General features: G+C 39.7%; 16 protein-coding genes. All 16 read left to right on the top strand.

Annotated features, from left to right (window positions below; translation table 11 throughout):
- The first annotated feature begins 114 nt into the window (after positions 1 to 114).
- The 16 genes from asd (at position 115) to yfmH (ending at position 19,682) form a co-directional block, all read left to right on the top strand.
- Positions 115 to 1,164 carry an aspartate-semialdehyde dehydrogenase gene (asd, locus tag CEQ21_RS25215; RefSeq protein ID WP_185766915.1) on the top strand — a complete coding sequence of 350 codons (1,050 nt, stop codon included), beginning with the start codon at positions 115 to 117 and terminating at the stop codon, positions 1,162 to 1,164.
- 224 nt (positions 1,165 to 1,388) lie between these two features.
- Positions 1,389 to 2,615 (top strand): aspartate kinase, encoded by a 1,227-nt coding sequence (gene dapG, locus CEQ21_RS25210; RefSeq protein WP_185766914.1) that lies wholly within the window; start codon positions 1,389 to 1,391, stop codon positions 2,613 to 2,615.
- Between the two features lie 37 nt (positions 2,616 to 2,652).
- Positions 2,653 to 3,516 carry a 4-hydroxy-tetrahydrodipicolinate synthase gene (dapA, locus tag CEQ21_RS25205; protein ID WP_185766913.1) on the top strand — a complete coding sequence of 288 codons (864 nt, stop codon included), beginning with the start codon at positions 2,653 to 2,655 and terminating at the stop codon, positions 3,514 to 3,516.
- A gap of 235 nt (positions 3,517 to 3,751) precedes the next feature.
- Positions 3,752 to 5,089 carry an amino acid permease gene (locus tag CEQ21_RS25200; protein WP_185766912.1) on the top strand — a complete coding sequence of 446 codons (1,338 nt, stop codon included), beginning with the start codon at positions 3,752 to 3,754 and terminating at the stop codon, positions 5,087 to 5,089.
- 181 nt (positions 5,090 to 5,270) lie between these two features.
- Positions 5,271 to 6,959, top strand: a complete 1,689-nt coding sequence (locus CEQ21_RS25195) for a ribonuclease J (RefSeq protein ID WP_185766911.1) — start codon at positions 5,271 to 5,273, stop codon at positions 6,957 to 6,959.
- Between the two features lie 150 nt (positions 6,960 to 7,109).
- Entirely contained in the window at positions 7,110 to 7,265 is a 156-nt protein-coding gene (locus CEQ21_RS25190; protein WP_127734476.1) for a DUF3934 family protein, read from the top strand.
- 281 nt (positions 7,266 to 7,546) lie between these two features.
- On the top strand, positions 7,547 to 8,218 hold the full coding sequence (locus CEQ21_RS25185) for a ClpP family protease (RefSeq protein WP_419181628.1): 672 nt from the start codon (positions 7,547 to 7,549) through the stop codon (positions 8,216 to 8,218).
- Positions 8,215 to 8,427 (top strand): YlzJ-like family protein, encoded by a 213-nt coding sequence (locus CEQ21_RS25180; protein WP_185766909.1) that lies wholly within the window; start codon positions 8,215 to 8,217, stop codon positions 8,425 to 8,427. The genes CEQ21_RS25185 and CEQ21_RS25180 overlap by 4 nt, the downstream gene beginning before the upstream one ends.
- A gap of 140 nt (positions 8,428 to 8,567) precedes the next feature.
- A complete protein-coding gene (locus CEQ21_RS25175) occupies positions 8,568 to 10,937 on the top strand; it encodes a DNA translocase FtsK (RefSeq protein ID WP_185766908.1) in 2,370 nt (789 codons plus the stop codon).
- Positions 10,938 to 11,240: 303 nt separating this feature from the next.
- Entirely contained in the window at positions 11,241 to 11,972 is a 732-nt protein-coding gene (locus CEQ21_RS25170; protein WP_185766907.1) for a GntR family transcriptional regulator, read from the top strand.
- Positions 11,973 to 12,046: 74 nt separating this feature from the next.
- Positions 12,047 to 13,108 carry a BMP family lipoprotein gene (locus CEQ21_RS25165; RefSeq protein WP_185766906.1) on the top strand — a complete coding sequence of 354 codons (1,062 nt, stop codon included), beginning with the start codon at positions 12,047 to 12,049 and terminating at the stop codon, positions 13,106 to 13,108.
- Positions 13,109 to 13,377: 269 nt separating this feature from the next.
- Positions 13,378 to 14,913: an ABC transporter ATP-binding protein gene (locus CEQ21_RS25160; protein ID WP_185766905.1), complete on the top strand. Its 1,536-nt coding sequence runs from the start codon at positions 13,378 to 13,380 to the stop codon at positions 14,911 to 14,913.
- A complete protein-coding gene (locus CEQ21_RS25155; protein WP_185766904.1) occupies positions 14,906 to 15,964 on the top strand; it encodes an ABC transporter permease in 1,059 nt (352 codons plus the stop codon). The genes CEQ21_RS25160 and CEQ21_RS25155 overlap by 8 nt, the downstream gene beginning before the upstream one ends.
- Entirely contained in the window at positions 15,965 to 16,927 is a 963-nt protein-coding gene (locus CEQ21_RS25150; protein ID WP_185766903.1) for an ABC transporter permease, read from the top strand. It begins immediately after the preceding gene.
- 191 nt (positions 16,928 to 17,118) lie between these two features.
- Positions 17,119 to 18,396: an EF-P 5-aminopentanol modification-associated protein YfmF gene (gene yfmF / locus CEQ21_RS25145; protein ID WP_185766902.1), complete on the top strand. Its 1,278-nt coding sequence runs from the start codon at positions 17,119 to 17,121 to the stop codon at positions 18,394 to 18,396.
- Complete coding sequence (gene yfmH, locus CEQ21_RS25140; protein ID WP_185766901.1) at positions 18,396 to 19,682, top strand: EF-P 5-aminopentanol modification-associated protein YfmH; 1,287 nt, start codon at positions 18,396 to 18,398, stop codon at positions 19,680 to 19,682. The genes yfmF and yfmH overlap by 1 nt, the downstream gene beginning before the upstream one ends.
- Positions 19,683 to 19,717: the final 35 nt, after the last annotated feature.

Genomic DNA, 19,717 nt, shown 5'->3' with positions numbered 1-19,717 from the left:
TCTGTTCATATAGCGCGAATATGTTAAAATAGAGAATATTCATTTGGCGGCGAGCTTGTCGCCGTCATTATTGTATAATATACAGAGAAAACACCTGAAAGAAGGGGACCCTTTATGGAGCAGAAAAAAGGATTTAATGTAGCAGTAGTTGGAGCAACTGGAGCAGTCGGACAACAAATGATTAAAACATTGGAAAGCAGAGATTTTCCTATTTCAAAATTAACTCTTTTGTCTTCAAAGCGTTCTGCAGGGACAAAGGTTACTTATAAAGGTACTGAAATTACTGTAGAAGAGGCAACGCCTGAGAGCTTCAATGGAATTGACATTGCATTATTCTCAGCAGGCGGTGGTGTATCGAAGGAGCTTGCTCCACATGCTGTTCGTCACGGGGCAATAGTTGTTGATAACACAAGTGCATTCCGCATGGATGAGAATGTACCTTTAGTCGTTCCGGAAGTAAATGAAGAGGATTTGCACAAGCATAATGGAATTATTGCAAATCCAAACTGTTCTACTATTCAAATGGTTGTAGCTTTACAGCCTTTGCGAGAAAAATACGGTTTGACAAAAGTACTAGTATCCACATATCAAGCTGTATCAGGTTCAGGAGCGGCTGCTGTTGAGGAGCTTCACAGCCAAACAAAAGCAATCATCAACGGAGAAAGCTTTGAGCCGACAATCCTTCCAGTTAAAAGTGATAAAAAGCATTACCAAATCGCTTTTAATGCCATTCCGCAAATTGACGTATTTACGGAAAATGGATTTACGTATGAAGAAATGAAAATGATTAATGAAACGAAAAAAATTATGCATGATGAGAACCTGAAGGTTGCTGCAACATGTGTAAGAATACCAGTTGCTACAGGTCACTCTGAGTCTGTTTACTTTGAAGTGGACGCAACAGATGTAACAGCAAGTGATGTTCAAAGCTTGCTTAAAGAGGCTCCGGGTGTTATCCTACAGGACGACATTCAAAATCAAGTATATCCAATGCCGGCTGATTGTGTCGGACAAAATGATGTATTTGTTGGACGTATTCGCAAAGACCTTGATGCAGAAAACGGTTTTCATATGTGGGTTGTTTCAGACAACCTGCTAAAAGGTGCTGCTTGGAATTCAGTTCAAATTGCTGAAAGTCTTGTTAAGCTAGGACTAGTGAAATAAAAGACTAACGCAACTAATGCAGCACATCTCTTTATTATATTCGCTAAAACAGGCGGTCGAAAAACCGCAGATGAGAGTAAAAATACGGCCACCTGTTTTCATATAATAGCAATAAGGGGATGTCTTGAGAAACTGCAGCTTTCTAAAATATGAAGATGCGGATGCTCGGATGATCCCCTTTTTAATAGAAAACACTTTTTTAAGGTGTACAGAGGTGTATAGCAATGACAAAAATAGTAGTACAAAAATTCGGTGGAACATCTGTAAGAGATGAACAAAGCCGCAATCAAGCTAAAGAGCATATACAAGATGCCTTAGCAAATGGCCAAAAAGTAGTAGTCGTCGTTTCCGCAATGGGAAGAAAAGGGGAACCGTATGCAACAGATACGCTTTTATCTCTTATCGGTGGTTCTGAGAGCCAGTTAAGCAAACGCGAAAATGACTTGCTATTGTCTTGTGGAGAAATCATTTCCAGTGTTGTATTTACACAGCTGTTACTGGAAAACAACATAAAAGCAACAGCACTTACAGGCGCTCAAGCCGGATTTGTTACAAATGATGATTTCATGAATGCAAGGATTCTTGAAATGGATTGCACACGCGTCCATAAAGAGCTTGAAACTTATGATGTCGTAGTTGTTGCAGGCTTCCAGGGTGCTGCTGGAAACGGTGATACAACAACATTGGGCAGAGGCGGAAGCGATACATCCGCTGCTGCATTAGGTGCTGCGTTGAATGCAGAAGTAATCGATATCTTCACAGATGTGGAAGGTATTATGACGGCAGATCCGCGCATTGCTGAAAATGCAAGACCACTTTCCGTTGTGACGTATACGGAGGTTTGCAATATGGCATATCAAGGTGCTAAAGTTATTCACCCAAGAGCGGTGGAGATTGCTATGCAGGCGGAAATTCCAATTCGCATCCGTTCCACACATTCAAAAGGAACTGGAACACTTGTAACATCAAGCAGCCATGATAATAAAGGCAGTGATATTAAAGAAAGACCTGTGACAGGAATTGCTCATGTTGCAAATGTAACGCAAATTAAAGTTCTTGCCAAAAAGGACCAGTATGATTTGCAATCTCAAGTATTTAAGGCTATGGCCAATGAAGAAATCAGCGTTGACTTCATTAATATTTCATTGAACAGCGTCGTATACACAGTAACAGATGAAATGGCAAAAAAAGCAACAGCTGTATTACAAGAAATGGGCTATGAGCCAATAGTAGAGAAAGAATGTGCAAAGGTGTCAGTGGTTGGAGCCGGCATGGCAGGCGTGCCTGGTGTTACTTCGAAAATTGTCACAGCACTTTCAAATAAAGGAATTCGCATTTTACAATCTGCGGATAGCCATACGACTATATGGGTCCTCGTTAAACAGGAGGATTTAGTCCGCGCTGTAAACGTATTGCATGATTCATTTGAATTAGATAAGGAACAGCATTAAACACAACAAGATTGAAAATGAGAATAGGAGTGGAACGATGGGTTTATTTGGTAGAGTGTCAACGGCCATGATTACACCATTTGATGCAAAGGGACATATTGATTTTCCGAAAACAACACAGATTGTTAATCATTTGATAGCAAATGGAACAGATTCCTTAGTTGTTGCAGGAACAACTGGCGAATCTCCAACATTATCAAAACAAGAAAAGATTGCATTATTTAAGCATGTGGTAAAGGTAGTGGAAAAGAGAGTTCCAATCATCGCAGGGACTGGTGGTAATAACACTTATGACTCCATCGAGATGACAAAAGAAGCAGAACGGGCAGGCGTTGACGCTGTCATGGTTGTTGGCCCATATTATAACAAGCCAAACCAAGAAGGTTTGTATCAGCATGTGAAGGCAGTCGCAGATGCCACAGCCCTTCCTGTTATGATTTATAATATTCCAGGTCGTTCTGCTGTTAATATCGAACCCGAAACAATTATTCGATTATCAGCTGTTGAAAATATCGTTGCAGTGAAGGAAGCAAGTGGCAACCTTAATAATATTACAAAAATTATTGCAGGTACGCCAAGTGATTTCTATGTATACAGTGGAGATGATAGCTTAACATTGCCATTGCTGTCTGTTGGCGGAACTGGTGTCATTTCCGTTGCCTCACATGTAATTGGTCCTGAGATGCAGGCGATGGTAGCGGCTTTCCTTGAGGGAAATATCGCCAAAGCAGCGCAGTTGCATCAAGAATTGCTGCCAGTTATGACAGCACTATTTGCTGCGCCTAACCCAGTACCAGTTAAAACAGCACTTCAATTAAAAGGTATTGATGTCGGTTCAGTCCGATTGCCTCTTGTGCCACTGACAGAAGAGGAAAGAACAAAACTGGCAAGCTTTTTCTAATTATATTTGGATGGGTAGATCAGTATTACATAGCTAGTCTATCCATATAGACGAAAAAGTTTAAATGAGGTTTATAGAGATAAAACCAGATTTCCCGTCAATCCCTACTGCATCGGCAGTGGAACAGGGTTTTTCGGGGGATTTGGTTTTTTTATTTCTGAAGAACAAATGATATGTATTGAGCTTTTTTGATTGATAGGAATAGATGAGGTTAAGTGACTTAAGGAGGAGTACAATGGAAACAAAAAATACGTTGCAGAAGAAACTGCAACCGAGACATATCAGCCTGATGGCGATGGGTGGCGCTATTGGGACAGGCATTTTCAAAGGGAGCGGTGAAACGGTTGGCGTTGCTGGACCTGGTGTAGTTGTTGCCTATATTTTTGCAGGTTTATTATTATTGGTTGTAATGGGAGCTATTGCTGAAATGGCGATCGTTTATCCAAACACAAATATGAAGGGCTTTATTTTAAAAGCGTTTGGAAGCAGAATGTCCTTTATTATTGGCTGGCTTTATTGTGTCCTTTGGCTGGCAGTGTGTATTATTGAAGTAGTTGTTGCCGGAAGCTTCTTGCAATACTGGTTTCCAGATGTGCCATTATGGCTATTAAGTATACTATGTACTATTTTTATTCTGAGTATAAACTTAATGAATGTAAAGCATTACGGAGAGTTTGAATTTTGGTTTGCTGGTATTAAAATAGCGATGATTATTGTATTTATTATTTTAGGTGCAGGAATTTTATTTGGTATTATCCCTTCTGATGGCGCTAATTATTTCCGGAATTTTACAGAGCATGGCGGATTCTTTCCGAATGGCTTTACATCCATTTTTGCTGCTCTTTTAGTTGTTATGTTTTCATATGGAGGTTCAGAGCTTATCGGTGTCACAGTTACGGAAGCTCAAGATGCAGAGAAAATACTGCCAAAGGTGATAAAAAGCTTTATTTTAAGAATCGTCCTTTTCTATACATTGCCAATCTTAATCATATGTGGATTAATTCCGTGGAATGAGTTGACAGAATCATCGAGTCCGTTTGTACAAGTACTGTCCATTTCTGGTTTGCAGGGCGCTGCACATATCATGAACTTTATTCTGATAATTGCTGTATTGTCAGCGGCTAACTCTGGCATTTATGGATGTACAAGAATGCTTCACTCACTTGCAGAAGAGGGAGAGGCGCCAAAAGCGTTCAGTAAGCTTTCAAAAAGCGGTGTGCCGACATATAGCCTTGTTTTAACTGGTGTCGTATTATTGCTTGGATCAATGATTGCGCTTGTTGCCCAAAATGAAGTATTTACATTGCTGATGGCATTTCCAGGTTTTGTCGTTTCCATTGTTTGGATAAGTATTTGTCTAGCTCAAATTAAACTGCGGAAGAGCTATCCAACGATGCCAAGTTTTCGTTTATGGGGTTATCCTTACATTACTGGGCTTGCAGCAGCAGCACTAACACTAATAAGTATCAGCTTTATTATGAATGAGGATAACAGAATCAGTATTATTGCTTGTTTGGTTGTACTGGCATTTTTGATTATTATGTCTATTTTTAAATTTAAAAAAGCAAAATAATGTAACTGTTGATTGGCTTTTAATCAACATTTCTGGCAAAGTTAGTTACTGGTTGCTATTGCTTTCTTCCTCCATGCTGTACGCGTTTTCTTTGAAATTGGTTGTAAACATTTAAATAGATAAAGTATAATATTGTTAACTGATCAATGGTCGGCTAACTCAACATAGGAGGAAACAAAAAGTGAAGAAAAATGAAAAGATAAAGCTGGTTGCCCTCGGAGGAGTAGGGGAGAACGGTAAAAATATGTTTGCAGTCGAAGTCGATGAAGACATATTTGTAATTGATGCTGGCTTAATGTATCCGCAAAATGAGATGCTTGGAATTGATATCGTCGTTCCAGATGTCACTTATTTAAAACAAAACGAAGAACGAGTGAAGGGAATCTTCTTAACGCACGGACATGAAGATCATATTGGGGGACTATCCTTCTTTCTTAGAGAGCTGAACGTACCTGTTTACACTACAAGGCTTACGGCTGAATTGGCGAAAGAGAAAATGAAGGAGCAAGACTTTAAAGGACAAGTCCGTTTTGAAATTGTTACTTCGAAATCAGTATTGAAATTCAGCTCTGCTTCTGTGTCGTTCTTCAAGGTGAACCACAGCATTCCTGATAGCATTGCTATTGTCATTCATACATCTGAAGGTGCAATAGTACATACTGGTGACTTTAAATTTGACCAAACTGCTGGTGACTTGTATAAACCAGGCTATGCTGAGATGGCGAAACTTGGTGAAAGAGGCGTTCTTTGTTTGCTATCTGACAGTACAGATGCGGACAAGCCTGGCTACTCAATATCAGATTCGGTTGTAACAGAGGAATTGACAAATGCCTTCCTTCGTACAAAAGGCAGAATCATCGCAACTGTATTTGCAACAGATCTTAACAGAATTCAGCATATTTTTGATGCTGCTGCAAAAGCAAACCGCAAAATTGCTGTGATGGGCAAAAATCTTCAAGTTATCTTAAATATTGCGCAAAAGCATGGCTATATTGATATTCAAGAGGATATTCTTGTCTCGTTCCAAGAAATTCAAGGTCGTGAGAAAAACGAAACAGTTATCCTAACAACAGGCAACAAGGGTGAGCCAGTTGAAGCATTGCATAGAATGGCAAGGAAAAATCATAAACAAGTTAACATCGGTGATGGAGATACTATTTTATTTGCAGCATCGTCGTTACTTGGTGGCGAAGTATTTGTTAATAAAACGATTGATATGCTATACCGTTTAGGTGCAAGTGTTCTAACTGGTAACAAAACATTCAATAGCTCTAACCACGGCAGTCAAGAAGAGCTTAAGTTTATGATTAATATTCTTAAGCCGAAGTTCTTCATTCCAATTCACGGAGAGTATCGTGTATTAAAGCCACATGCACAGCTTGCTGAGAAATGTGGAGTTCTGCCGCAAAATATCCATATTCCTGAACAGGGAGAAATGATGGAAATTAAAGACGGCAAGCTTCGTACAAGCGGGAAAGTTACTTCTGGCAATGTTTTAATTGACGGAAGCGGTATTGGCGATGTTGGTAATATCGTATTAAGAGACCGTAAGCTCTTGTCTCAGGACGGAATTTTGACAGTTGTTGTTACATTAAATAAACAGGAGCGCAAAATTTCTGCTGGACCTGAAATTATTACAAGAGGATTTGTGTATGTTAGGGAATCCGAACAGCTTCTGGAAGAGGCGGCAAACCGTGTTAAAGATATCGTCGAAAAAAGCATCAGTAAAGACAGCTTTGACTGGACGGGCATTAAACAAGATATAAGAGATACACTGAATCAGTTCTTGTACGAAAAAACAAAACGCAGACCGATGATACTTCCAATTATTATGGAAGTGAGAACACCAAGAAATAAGGATACGAAGTAAGTAATTTAGCGCATTCTTTAAATGTGCACCCCAATTGTTTACAGTAAAACACTAAACAATTGGAGGTGCATTTTTTATGCATGTCTGTATTTATATGAGACATGATGAAAACAATTACTAATAAGCTTCCAACATAAGAGGTGACAATAAATGAGCAAAGCAAAGGGTAAGGGCGGTACTGGCAGAGGGACTGGCAAAAAAGGCTGGAACCGTTGGCAAGCAGGCGCGAAAAAAGCTAAAAGTGCAAAACCTTATAAAAGCAAAGGTGTAAAACACAATAAAGACAGCGGTACTGAGCAAGAATAGTTTAAAAAGGGGTCGTGCTGATTAAAGCACGGCCTTTTTATTTAAATTTATACAATTCTAAACAGATATACCTTCGTATAACCAATTACCCAAAAGCTGTTAATAAGCGCTAAGCAATGTGCCAGGTGGAAATTTAATTTTGGTTCGCATGAAATTCCCTTTCTAGCTTCATAATAAAAGCATAATGTGTTGGAAGGGAGAATATAATGGCTAACCGAAATGAGAATTATAATAATACAGAAGAGCAGCAGCCGAAGGAAGATAAACCGTCGTCTACGCTCATGGAAAAAATACAACAGCTAGGACAAACAAATGTGCCTCAGTTATCTCAGGATTCGAAAATTCATTGTTTAACAATTGTCGGACAAATAGAGGGACATTTACAGCTCCCTCCACAAAATAAAACAACTAAATATGAGCATCTCATTCCGCAAATTGTTGCGATAGAGCAAAATCCAAAAATTGAAGGCGTATTGGTTATTTTAAATACGGTCGGCGGGGATGTGGAAGCAGGCTTAGCAATATCAGAAATGCTGGCTTCTCTGTCTAAGCCGACTGTATCGTTAGTTTTAGGTGGGGGACATTCCATCGGTGTTCCCATTGCCGTATCGTGCGATCATTCCTTTATAGCTGAAACAGCGACAATGACAATCCATCCGATTCGGTTAACAGGGCTTGTAATCGGTGTGCCGCAAACCTTTGAATACTTAGACAAAATGCAGGAAAGAGTCGTTAAGTTTGTGACAAAGCACAGCAAAATTGAAGAAGAAGACTTTAAAGATTTAATGTTTGCAAAAGGCAACCTGACAAGAGATATTGGGACAAATGTGATTGGTGCAGATGCTGTAACATCTGGATTAATTGACGGTGTTGGCGGTGTTGGGGAAGCAATGACAAAGCTGAATGAACTTATTGATTTAAAAAAGGATAAGAATGAAGGATTAGTACAATGATTATGTATACAATGATGCCAGATGAATTGATATTTCCAATCGGCCAAGAGACTTTTGAAAAGCAACAGGTGATTGATTATAATGGTATCCCCCTTCTAGTTGCCAAAAACGAAATGCATGAATACGAAGTTGTTCGTGTCCTTTCAACAGATCCAAGTCATTACTTGCATGGACCTGTTCAGCCAGGTGCAAAAATACCATTAATTTAGCTGTATTTTTTCAACTTATGATATAATAAAAAATAGAATAACCAAAATTATAGCAGCCGAATCAAGGCTGCTTATTTCGTGCATAAACCCAAAATCAAAAGCGAACGAAAAGAAAACATATAGAAACATTAGGTGATAACATGGCAAAAAGAAAAACTAGAAAAACGAAAAAGAAGCAGCATCTCAAAAAGACAATTCAATTTGAGCTTGCTGCGCTTATTTTAATTACTTTAAGCTTTATCTCCATATTAAAGCTTGGGGCTGTTGGGGCGACTATTGTGCTGTTCTTTCGGTTTTTTACGGGAGAATGGTATATCCTTTGCCTTCTCGGGCTGATCGTGTACGGCGGGTATTTAATGTGGAAAAGAGAAAAGCCGTATTTATTTCATACTAAATTAAATGGAATCTACTTAATTGTCGGTGCGATTCTGCTTTTAAGTCATGTGACGTTGTTTAATATGCTGTCAAGTGAAGGAAGATTCGACAATCCAAGTGTTATTTTCAACACTTGGGAGCTGTTTTGGCTTGAAGTGAACGGAAAACCGACTGGAATGGATTTAGGGGGAGGCATGATTGGTGCAGTCCTGTTCGCAATGTTCCATTTCCTGTTTGATACTGCCGGAACGCAGATTGTCAGTTTCTTAGCCATTATAACAGGAGTGATTCTGCTGACAGGCAAAACATTAAGTGGGGCCTTTCGCAAAATGATGCTATCCATCTGGAGCTTCATTAAACGACAATGGCTTGCCTTTTTAGAGGATATAAGAGAGTGGAAAGAGTCGGCTTCGGCAAAGAGGGAAGCGAAAAAAGAGGACAGGCAGTCGGCAAGAGCACGATCGCAGTCACAAAGAAGACAAAGAACACAAGAACAAGAACAGCAGCAGGAGGAGGAGTTGCAGCCTTTAATCGTCAATCCTCCAATTGCACACAGCGAGGAGCCGTATGCGGAGCCAATCATCTCATCGTTTACTGCAAATGCTTATGAAGATACACAACAGCAGGAGGAAGTAATCCAAGCACCAGCAGAAAATGATACAGTGGAAGAAGCAATTGTCCCAATTACCTTCACAGAGGTTGAAAATAAGGATTATAAGCTGCCGCCTATTAAACTATTGAAGGCGCCAAAAAAGGCTGACCAAAGTGGCGAATATGAACAGATACATGCGAATGCAGCGAAACTTGAGCGAACCTTCCACAGCTTTGGTGTTAAGGCAAAGGTAACAGAGGTACATCTTGGGCCTGCTGTTACTAAATATGAGGTTCATCCTAGTGAGGGTGTTAAGGTAAGCAAAATCGTCAATTTAAGTGATGATTTAGCATTAGCGCTTGCAGCAAAAGACATCCGGATTGAAGCGCCAATTCCAGGGAAATCAGCGATTGGAATTGAAGTGCCGAACTCAGAGGTTGCGATGGTTTCACTGCGGGAAGTGCTCGAAACAAACAAAAATGATAAGCCGGACAGCAAGCTGATGATTGCTTTCGGGCGGGATATTACTGGAAATGCTGTTTGCGCAGAGTTAAATAAAATGCCCCATCTTCTTGTTGCCGGTGCAACAGGCAGCGGAAAAAGTGTGTGTATTAACGGTATTATCACAAGCATCTTAATGAGGGCAAAGCCGCATGAAGTGAAGATGATGATGATTGATCCGAAGATGGTTGAGTTGAATGTTTATAATGGTATCCCCCATCTCCTAGCACCTGTTGTTACAAATGCAAAAAAAGCATCTCAGGCACTGCAAAAGGTTGTCAGTGAGATGGAAAGAAGATATGATCTGTTTTCTCATACTGGCACTCGTAATATTGAAGGCTATAATGACTATGTTAATAGGTATAATGCCGAAGAAGACGAAAAGCAGCCATTATTGCCATACATCGTCGTAATCGTTGATGAGCTTGCCGACTTAATGATGGTTGCTTCAAATGACGTAGAGGATGCCATCACAAGGCTTGCGCAAATGGCACGTGCTGCGGGCATTCATTTAATTATTGCGACACAGCGTCCTTCTGTCGATGTCATTACAGGTGTCATTAAGGCGAATATTCCATCTAGGATTGCTTTTGCTGTGTCATCACAAACAGATTCTCGCACAATTCTCGACATGGGCGGAGCGGAAAAGCTTCTCGGGCGCGGTGATATGCTGTTCTTCCCATATGGTGCAAGCAAGCCAGTCCGTGTTCAAGGTGCGTTCCTGTCAGATGAAGAGGTAGAAGAAGTTGTCGACTTTGTTATTGGTCAGCAGAAGGCACAATATCAGGAGGAAATGATTCCTGATGAAATCACCGAAACAACTGCTAAGGATGTGGAGGATGATTTGTACGGTGAGGCAGTTGATTTGATAGTGGAAATGCAGACTGCATCTGTCAGCATGCTGCAGAGACGATTTAGAATCGGCTATACAAGAGCAGCACGACTTATCGATGAAATGGAAGCTAGAGGTATTGTCGGCCCATATGAGGGAAGTAAACCGAGGACTGTTCTTGTGCCAAAAGTATCAGAAGAAATAAATTAAGAAGAAATAGTATATTTCGGGATACGAAATAGGTTATACTTATATTGTTCGGTTTTGATGATTTTTATACAAATGTTTTACTTGGTTAAAGGATAGATTATGTTGTAAAGGCGAATATTAAGAGAAAGAAACTAGAAATTTGGAAGTCATTTCCGGACAATTGTTTCTTTTCTCTTTTTTTTTCGACTTATTTCACAATTCTCTATTTATTTATTAGTAAAAAAGTGTTATAGTATTTTCGATTAGTAGGAATGATTGAACATCAGATGTCTGATGTCTTAGAAAGTTTTTGGAGGAAATAGCATGCTAATTAAGTCAGATACAAGGCATTTATATTTGCAGGTTGTGGATAGACTGAAACGGGATATTGAGAAAGGGATTTATAAAGAAAAAGAAAAATTCCCTTCTGAATTTGAGCTTGCCAAAACTTTAGGTGTCAGCAGAGCCACATTAAGAGAGGCACTGCGCACATTAGAAGAGGAAAATGTCATCATAAGACGTCATGGCGTCGGGACATTTGTCAACAGCAAGCCGCTTTTTAATTCAGGCATTGAACAGCTCTACAGTGTGACCCACATGATTAAGCAAGCTGGTATGAATCCAGGAACCATTTTTCTAAGCTCAACAACTCAAGGTTCAACTGAAGAAGATGCAAGGCGTTTTTCCTGCCCGCAAGAAGAAGAGCTAGTGGTCATCGAACGTGTTCGAACTGCTAATGGTGAACCGGTTGTTTATTGCATAGACAAGCTTCCGCAAAAAATTGTGCCAGAGAAATTTTCGTATGAAAATGACTCGATTTTTCAATTTTTGGAATCGGATGCCCAAAAGAATATTACATATGCTGTCGCGCAAATTGAGCCAATCGGATATCATGAGAAAATCTCTCCAATCTTACAATGCGAGCCTGAAACTGCTCTGCTTGTACTTAAGCAGATGCATTATGATGACAAGGATGAGCCTATACTGTTTTCAGTCAATTACTTTAGGGCCGATAAGTTTAGCTTTCAGGTGCTAAGAAAACGAATTTATTCGTGACAATCGGAGAAACTATTGTTATTGCATTTCTCACTATGAAATTCAAAAAAACAAAAAATTAGGGGGTACAAACCTTGAAAAAGCGTAAATTTGGTTTAGCGCTGTCCTTAGTACTTGCTGCTGGGACTGTTTTAGGGGCTTGTGGTAAAAGCGATGACAACAAAGGATCTTCTGGCGAAGACAAGAGTGATTCTTTCAGCGTAGCAATGGTAACAGATGTCGGCGGTGTTGATGACAAATCATTCAACCAGTCAGCATGGGAAGGCCTACAAGCTTTTGGTAAGGCAAATGAACTTGAAAAAGGTAATGGTATCGACTATTTACAATCACAATCAGATTCTGATTATTCAACGAACTTGAACAGCTTAGTTCGTCAAAAGTATAACTTAGTGTATGGTATTGGTTTCATGATGGAAGGTGCAGTAGAGGAAATTGCAAAACAACAAACAGATGCTCATTTTGCAATTGTTGATGCTGTAGTTGATCAACCAAACGTAGCAAGCATTACATTTAAGGAACAAGAAGCAGGCTTCCTTGCTGGAGTAGCTGCTGGTAAAGCAACAAAAACAAACAAAATCGGATTCATCGGCGGGGTAGAAAGTGAAGTTATCACACGCTTTGAAGCAGGTTTTGAAGCTGGTGTTAAAGAATCTAACCCTGATGCTACAATTGATTCCCAATATGCTGGTGCATTTGATAAGCCAGAAGTTGGAAAAACAATTGCAAGCAAAATGTACTCTTCTGATGTGGACGTAATTTTCCACGCTTCAGGCGGAACTGGTGCTGGTCTTTTCACAGAAGCTCGTGAATTGAAAGAAAAAGATCCTTCAAGAGCAATCTGGGCAATTGGTGTTGACTCTGACCAAGCAGGTGAAGGTGCTGTCGGTGATCACAATGTTGTCTTGACTTCTGCACTTAAAGGAGTATCTGCTGCAGTACAAGATATCTCTACTAAAGCTCAAGAAGGAAACTTCCCAGGTGGAGAAACTTCTGTATACGGTCTTGCTGAAGATGGTGTAGGCTTGGCAGCTATCAACGAAGAAGTAGAAAACAAAGCAGACATTGAAGCTGCTGTTAAAGAATGGACAGACAAAATTAAAAACGGTGAGTACACTGTTCCTGATACTGTACAATAATTTTCTTCATTAAAAAGTTTTTTACAGGAATAAGTGGTTTGCATGGCAAACACTTATTCCTTTTTTACGACCATAACTTAGAATTTTAACTAAAAGACAGAAAATTTCTGTTTTTTATTAAAAATTTTACGATGGTGAAACTATAGCAAGATAATGAATGGATATAGGTAGCAGAAACTCTTCCACACTGCTTCCGTTTAAGTATTTTTTTACCAGCTCTAATTTTAATTTTTTTGATAATCGTTTGTGGATAAGAAGGAGTGAGTTAGATGGAATACGTTATTGAGATGCTGAATATCCGAAAAGAGTTCCCAGGAATTGTTGCCAATAACAATATAAACCTTCAACTGAAAAAGGGTGAAATTCATGCATTGTTAGGGGAAAACGGTGCAGGCAAATCAACATTGATGAACGTCTTATTCGGTCTTTACCAGCCGGAAAGAGGAGAAATCAAAGCAAGAGGGAAAGTTGTAAATATTTCTAACCCGAATGTCGCAAATGAATTGGGCATTGGAATGGTTCATCAGCATTTCATGTTGATAGACACATTTACTGTTACAGAAAACATTATTTTAGGAAAAGAAACGGTAAGTAAAGGGAAAATAGACTTAAAGAAGGCAGAAAAGCAAGTAAGAGATATTAGTGAGAGATACGGCCTTGCTGTTGATCCGAAAGCAAAAATCTCTGATATTTCTGTCGGAATGCAGCAACGTGTGGAAATACTAAAAACCTTGTATCGCGGTGCAGAAATTCTTATTTTCGATGAGCCGACTGCCGTGCTGACTCCACAGGAAATTACGGAACTTATTGCTATCTTTAAAACCTTGATTAAGGAAGGCAAATCCATCATTCTCATTACGCACAAATTGAAAGAAATTATGGAAGTATGTGACCGCGTTACAGTTATCCGTAAAGGGGAAGGAATTGGTACATACGACGTAAGTGGAACGAACCCAACAGAACTGGCAAACTTAATGGTCGGCCGGGAAGTTACGTTTAAAACGGATAAAATAGCGTCACAGCCAAAAGAAACTGTTTTGGAAATTTCTGATTTGACTGTTAAGGACAATAGAGGAGTACCTGTTGTTAACTCACTTAACTTGAACGTTCGTGCCGGCGAAGTTGTTGGAATTGCTGGAGTGGATGGTAATGGTCAGTCTGAGTTGATAGAAGCAATCACTGGACTACTTAAAAAAGACAACGGCAGCATTAAGCTAAATGGGAAGGAACTCAGTGTGCTGACACCAAGAAAAATCACAGAAAGCGGCATTGGGCATATCCCGCAGGACCGTCATAAGCATGGTTTGGTGCTTGATTTTCCGATTGGGCAAAACATGGTTTTGCAAACTTATTATAAGCAGCCATTCTCTAAAGCAGGCTTCCTGAACAAACGAGAAATTGACTTAAAGGCGAAAACACTGATTGAAGAGTATGACGTAAGAACACCAGGTGCACATACTCCGGCGAGAGCTTTATCTGGAGGAAATCAGCAGAAGGCAATTATCGGAAGAGAAGTGGACAGAAACCCTGATCTTTTGATTGCTGCACAGCCGACTCGCGGACTAGATGTAGGGGCGATTGAATTTATACACAGACGTCTGATTGAGCAAAGGGATAAGGGGAAAGCAGTATTGCTCATTTCCTTTGAACTAGAGGAAATTTTAAACGTCAGTGACCGAATTGCTGTTATCTTTGAAGGGAATATCATTGCAGAGGTTGACCCGAAAAATACGACAGAACAAGAATTAGGTTTATTGATGGCAGGATCCAAAGATAAAAAAGTGGGTGTGGAGAAGAATGTCTAATACAATCAGAAAAATTAGTATACCTGTTATATCGGTATTGCTTGGCGTCATAGTTGGAACAATCATCATGCTTATTACCGGCTATAATCCTGCTGCAGCATATACTGCATTATGGAACGGCGCGTTCGGTGAAGTATACTTTGCCGGTGAAGTAGTGCGTCAGATTACGCCGTTAATTCTTGCAGGACTTGCGGTAGCATTTGCTTTCCGCACTGGCTTGTTTAATATCGGGGTAGAGGGTCAATTGATTGTCGGCTGGCTTGCTGCAGTTTGGGTAGGTGTCGCATTTGATTTGCCGAAGATCATTCATTTGCCGCTTGCAGTGCTTGCAGGAGCAGCAGCAGGTGCATTATGGGCATTTGTGCCAGGCTTTTTAAAAGCACGCTTCCGTGTGCATGAAGTAATCGTCAGTATTATGATGAACTATATCGCATTACATGTATCTAACTATTTAATTCGTAATGTATTAACAGATAAGGCAGACCGCACGGAAAATATTCCAGCATCTGCGTCTCTGCGCTCAGATTTCTTGAGCAGCATTACAGACTATTCTCGTTTACATTGGGGAATATTGATTGCCCTTGCATGTGTACTTATCATGTGGCTCATCCTTGAGAAAACAGTTAAAGGCTATGAACTGAAAGCAGTTGGCTTTAACCAAAACGCTTCACAATATGCAGGGATGAATGTTAATAGAAATATTGTTCTTTCCATGGTCATTTCTGGTGCATTTGCAGGTCTTGCAGGGACAATGGAAGGCTTAGGAACATTTGAATATGTTAGTAATAAAGCTGGATTTACAGGCGTAGGTTTTGATGGAATCGCCGTAGCGCTTCTTGGTGCAAATGGACCGCTTGGGATTGTGTTCGCAGCAGCTTTATTCGGATTTTTGAAAGTCGGCGCGTTAAATATGCCTTTAGAAGCTGGTGTACCAAATGAGATGGTTGATATCATCATCGCATTAATCGTATTCTTTGTGGCAGCTAACTATATGATTCGTATCTTCTTAGAGAAATTGAGCAAAAATAAAAGTAAAAAGGGGGAGAAGTAAGTGGGATTAATGGATGTATTATTAATTGTCATTCCTTCTTCGCTATTATGGGCTGCTCCGCTGATTTTCACTGCCCTTGGCGGTAACTTCTCAGAGCGTTCCGGTGTTGTTAATATCGGGCTAGAAGGGCTTATGTTGATGGGGGCATTCTCTTCCATCGTATTCAATTTAACATTCGCAGATAGTTTAGGAGCTTGGACACCATGGGTTGCACTATTATGTGCAATGGTTGTCGGCGCAGTCTTCTCCTTACTCCATGCAGTTGCGTCCATCACATTCCGTGCGGATCAGACTGTTTCTGGTGTTGCGATAAACTTGCTTGCAGCAGGTCTTGCCATGTTCCTTGTGAAGCTGATATACGATGGAAAAGGCCAAACTGCAACGATTCAATATAGCTTCAAAAAAGTTGATATTCCTTTACTGAAAGATATTCCAGTCATTGGGGAATTGTTCTTCCAAAATACGTACTGGACGTCTTATCTTGCGATTATTGTCGCAATTATATCTTGGTTTGTAATGTTTAAAACACCATTTGGTTTGCGTCTTCGTGCTGTTGGTGAGCATCCTATGGCTGCAGATACAATGGGTATTAATGTTACAAGAATGCGTTATATCGGTGTTCTTCTGTCAGGTGCCTTAGGTGGTATCGGCGGAGGTGTTTTCGCCCAGTCGATAACAAATGACTTCACTCATTCTACAATCAGTGGTCAAGGCTTCATGGCACTTGCCGCATTGATTTTCGGAAAATGGAATCCGCTTGGAGCAATGGGTGCAGCACTATTCTTCGGTTTTGCCCAATCATTGAGCATTGTGGGAAGCAGTCTTCCATTCCTGGAGAATATTCCAAATGTGTACTTGCTGATTGCACCATATGTGTTGACAATCATTGCACTTACAGGCTTCATTGGCAGAGCAGACGCTCCGAAGGCTTCTGGTGTGCCATATATTAAAGGAAGCAGATAAAAATAAAACTCCTGTTTGCAATAGTTGCTGCAGGAGTTTTTTTATGTGAATTTTTTGATGGAAGGATTCATGTACCCAAAAACTTGAAAAACAGAGTTCAACAAAGTTATAGTAAGAATATCCTTACAAATTGAGTCAATACTAAAGCTATAAAAAATTTGCATGTTTGCAGTGAACCTAGGAGGTAGCCAATGAGTGTTGCGGAAGAAAAAGTCACGAAGTATGACGGATATAATCTGCATACGGTTAAGACAGATAAGTTTAAAACGAATACTATAGTAGTAAAGTGGAAGGCGCCTATCATAGAGGAAACAGCTACATTAAGGGCACTTTTGCCGTATGTTCTTCAAAACAGTTCAAATAAGTATCCATCAACTGCCGCACTTCGTTCTTATTTAGAAGAATTGTATGGAGCAACATTTTTTATTGATTTATCGAAAAAAGGTGATTATCAAGTTATTTCTTTCTCTTTGGAAATTGCTAATGAAAAATTTTTAAGTGATCCAGAACCATTGTTAAAAAAAGGAGTCGACTTTTTGGCGGAAATTCTTTTTCACCCACATGCTGATGGAAAAACATTTGCACAAAAACCAGTGGATGATGAGAAAAGGGCACTAAAGCAAAGAATTCAATCCATATATGATGATAAAATGAGATATGCAAATTTTCGCCTTATTGAAGAAATGTTCAAAGGAGAGCCATATGCTTTAGGCGTTAACGGCGAGGCGGAACAAGTCGACACAATTACCTCGGATGGGCTGTATGCATATTACGAAAAAGCTCGCAAAGAGGATCAGATTGACATTTTTATTGTTGGAGATATTGAGGAAGACGAAATTGCTGCCTACATTAATGAAAAACTGCCGTTTGAACAACGAACAGTTACCGCAGGAGAGAGAGCCGAACATAACCAAGTAAAGGAAAAGGAAGTAAAGGAAGTCCAAGATGTGAAGCAAGGTAAGCTACATATTGGATACAGAACAAATGTATTATACGGGGATGAGGACTATTTTGCTTTACAGGTTTTCAACGGCATCTATGGCGGTTTTTCTCATTCGAAGCTGTTTTTGAATGTTAGGGAAAAAGAAAGTCTTGCCTATTATGCGGCGAGCCGTATTGAAAGCCATAAAGGTTTATTAATGGTCTTGTCCGGTATTGACCAGCAAAATTATGAAAAGGCAGTTTCCATTATTAAGGAACAGCTAGAGCTTATGAAGCAAGGTGATTTTACAGAGGATGAAATCATGCAAACAAAGGCGGTTACCCATAATCAAATGCTGGAAACTCTTGATACATCAAGAGGCATGATTGAGGTTTTCTATCATAATGCGGTTAGTGGAGTAGACGTAGATATATCCCATTGGCTTCAATCAATTAGTAAGGTGACAAAAGAAGAAATCCAAAATGTTGCCAAAAAAATTGAATTAGATACAATCTATTTCCTATCAGGATCGGAGGGGAATAACTAATGGAAAAAATCTCTTTTGAGCAGCTGCAGGAAGAGTTATATTTTGAAGAGCTGGACAACGGATTAAAAGTATATATTCTTCCGAAAAAAGGCTTTAATAAAACATTTTGTACGTTTACTACAAATTATGGTTCGGTAGATAATATGTTTGTTCCATTAAATGGCACAGAATATAAAAAGGTTCCTGATGGCATCGCCCACTTCTTAGAGCATAAGCTATTTGAGAAAAAGGATCGGGATGTTTTTCAAGAATTCAGCAAAAATGGTGCGTCAGCTAATGCGTTCACTTCTTTTACAAGAACAGCTTATTTGTTTTCCAGTACGCAAAATGTTGAAAATAATTTAGAGACGTTAATTGATTTTGTGCAGGATCCTTATTTCTCTGAAAAAACAGTTGAAAAGGAAAAGGGCATTATCGGTCAAGAGATTACGATGTATGATGATAATCCAGACTGGCGCCTATATTTCGGTCTAATCGAAAATATGTATGCCAACCATCCAGTAAAAATTGATATTGCTGGAACGATTGAGTCTATCACTCCTATCACGAAGGATTTGCTATATGAGTGCTATGACACGTTCTATCACCCAAGCAATATGCTCTTGTTCGTTGTAGGTCCTGTTGATCCAGAAGAATATATGAAAAATATTAGAACAAACCAACAGAAAAAGGATTACACGAAAAAGTCGGAAATTAAAAGAAGGTTCGAGGAAGAGCCTGAAGCAGTTGATAAGAAAAAACAAGTGCTTCAAATGAATGTACAAACGTCGAAATGTCTTGTTGGCATTAAAGCATTGGATGTAGAGCAGCAAGGTGCTGAAATGCTTAAAAATGAGCTAAGTATCAATACGTTGCTTGATATGCTTTTCTCGAATAGCTCGGAAAACTACCAGGATCTGTTTTCAGAAGGGTTAATCGATGATACGTTCTCCTATGATTATACGCAGGAAAAGGGCTTCGGCTTTGCGATGATAGGCGGAGATACTGGTAAACCTGATGAGCTTGCAGATCGTATACAAAAGATTTTACTTGAAGCAAAGTCAACGACCATCCAAGCAGATACACTGGAAAGGACGAAAAAGAAGCGGATTGGTGCGTTTTTAAGAGCAGTAAATTCGCCTGAATATATTGCAAACCAGTTTACAAGGTATTCCTTTAATGGCATGAATTTATTTGATGTTGTTGCAACGATGGAGCAAATTACAGTAGAAGACATACAAGCTGCTGCACAGCGATTTATTGACGAGAGCAGAATGACTGTATGTCAGGTTGTGCCAAAGGCATAACCGATTGTAAAGGAATTGGGTTCGCCCACTTCCTT

It is taken from the genome of Niallia circulans (assembly GCF_007273535.1).
Classification (GTDB): Bacteria; Bacillota; Bacilli; order Bacillales; family Cytobacillaceae; genus Niallia; species Niallia circulans_B.
Note: the sequence above shows the minus strand (reverse complement) of the source record. Positions and strands in the feature narration are given on the sequence as shown.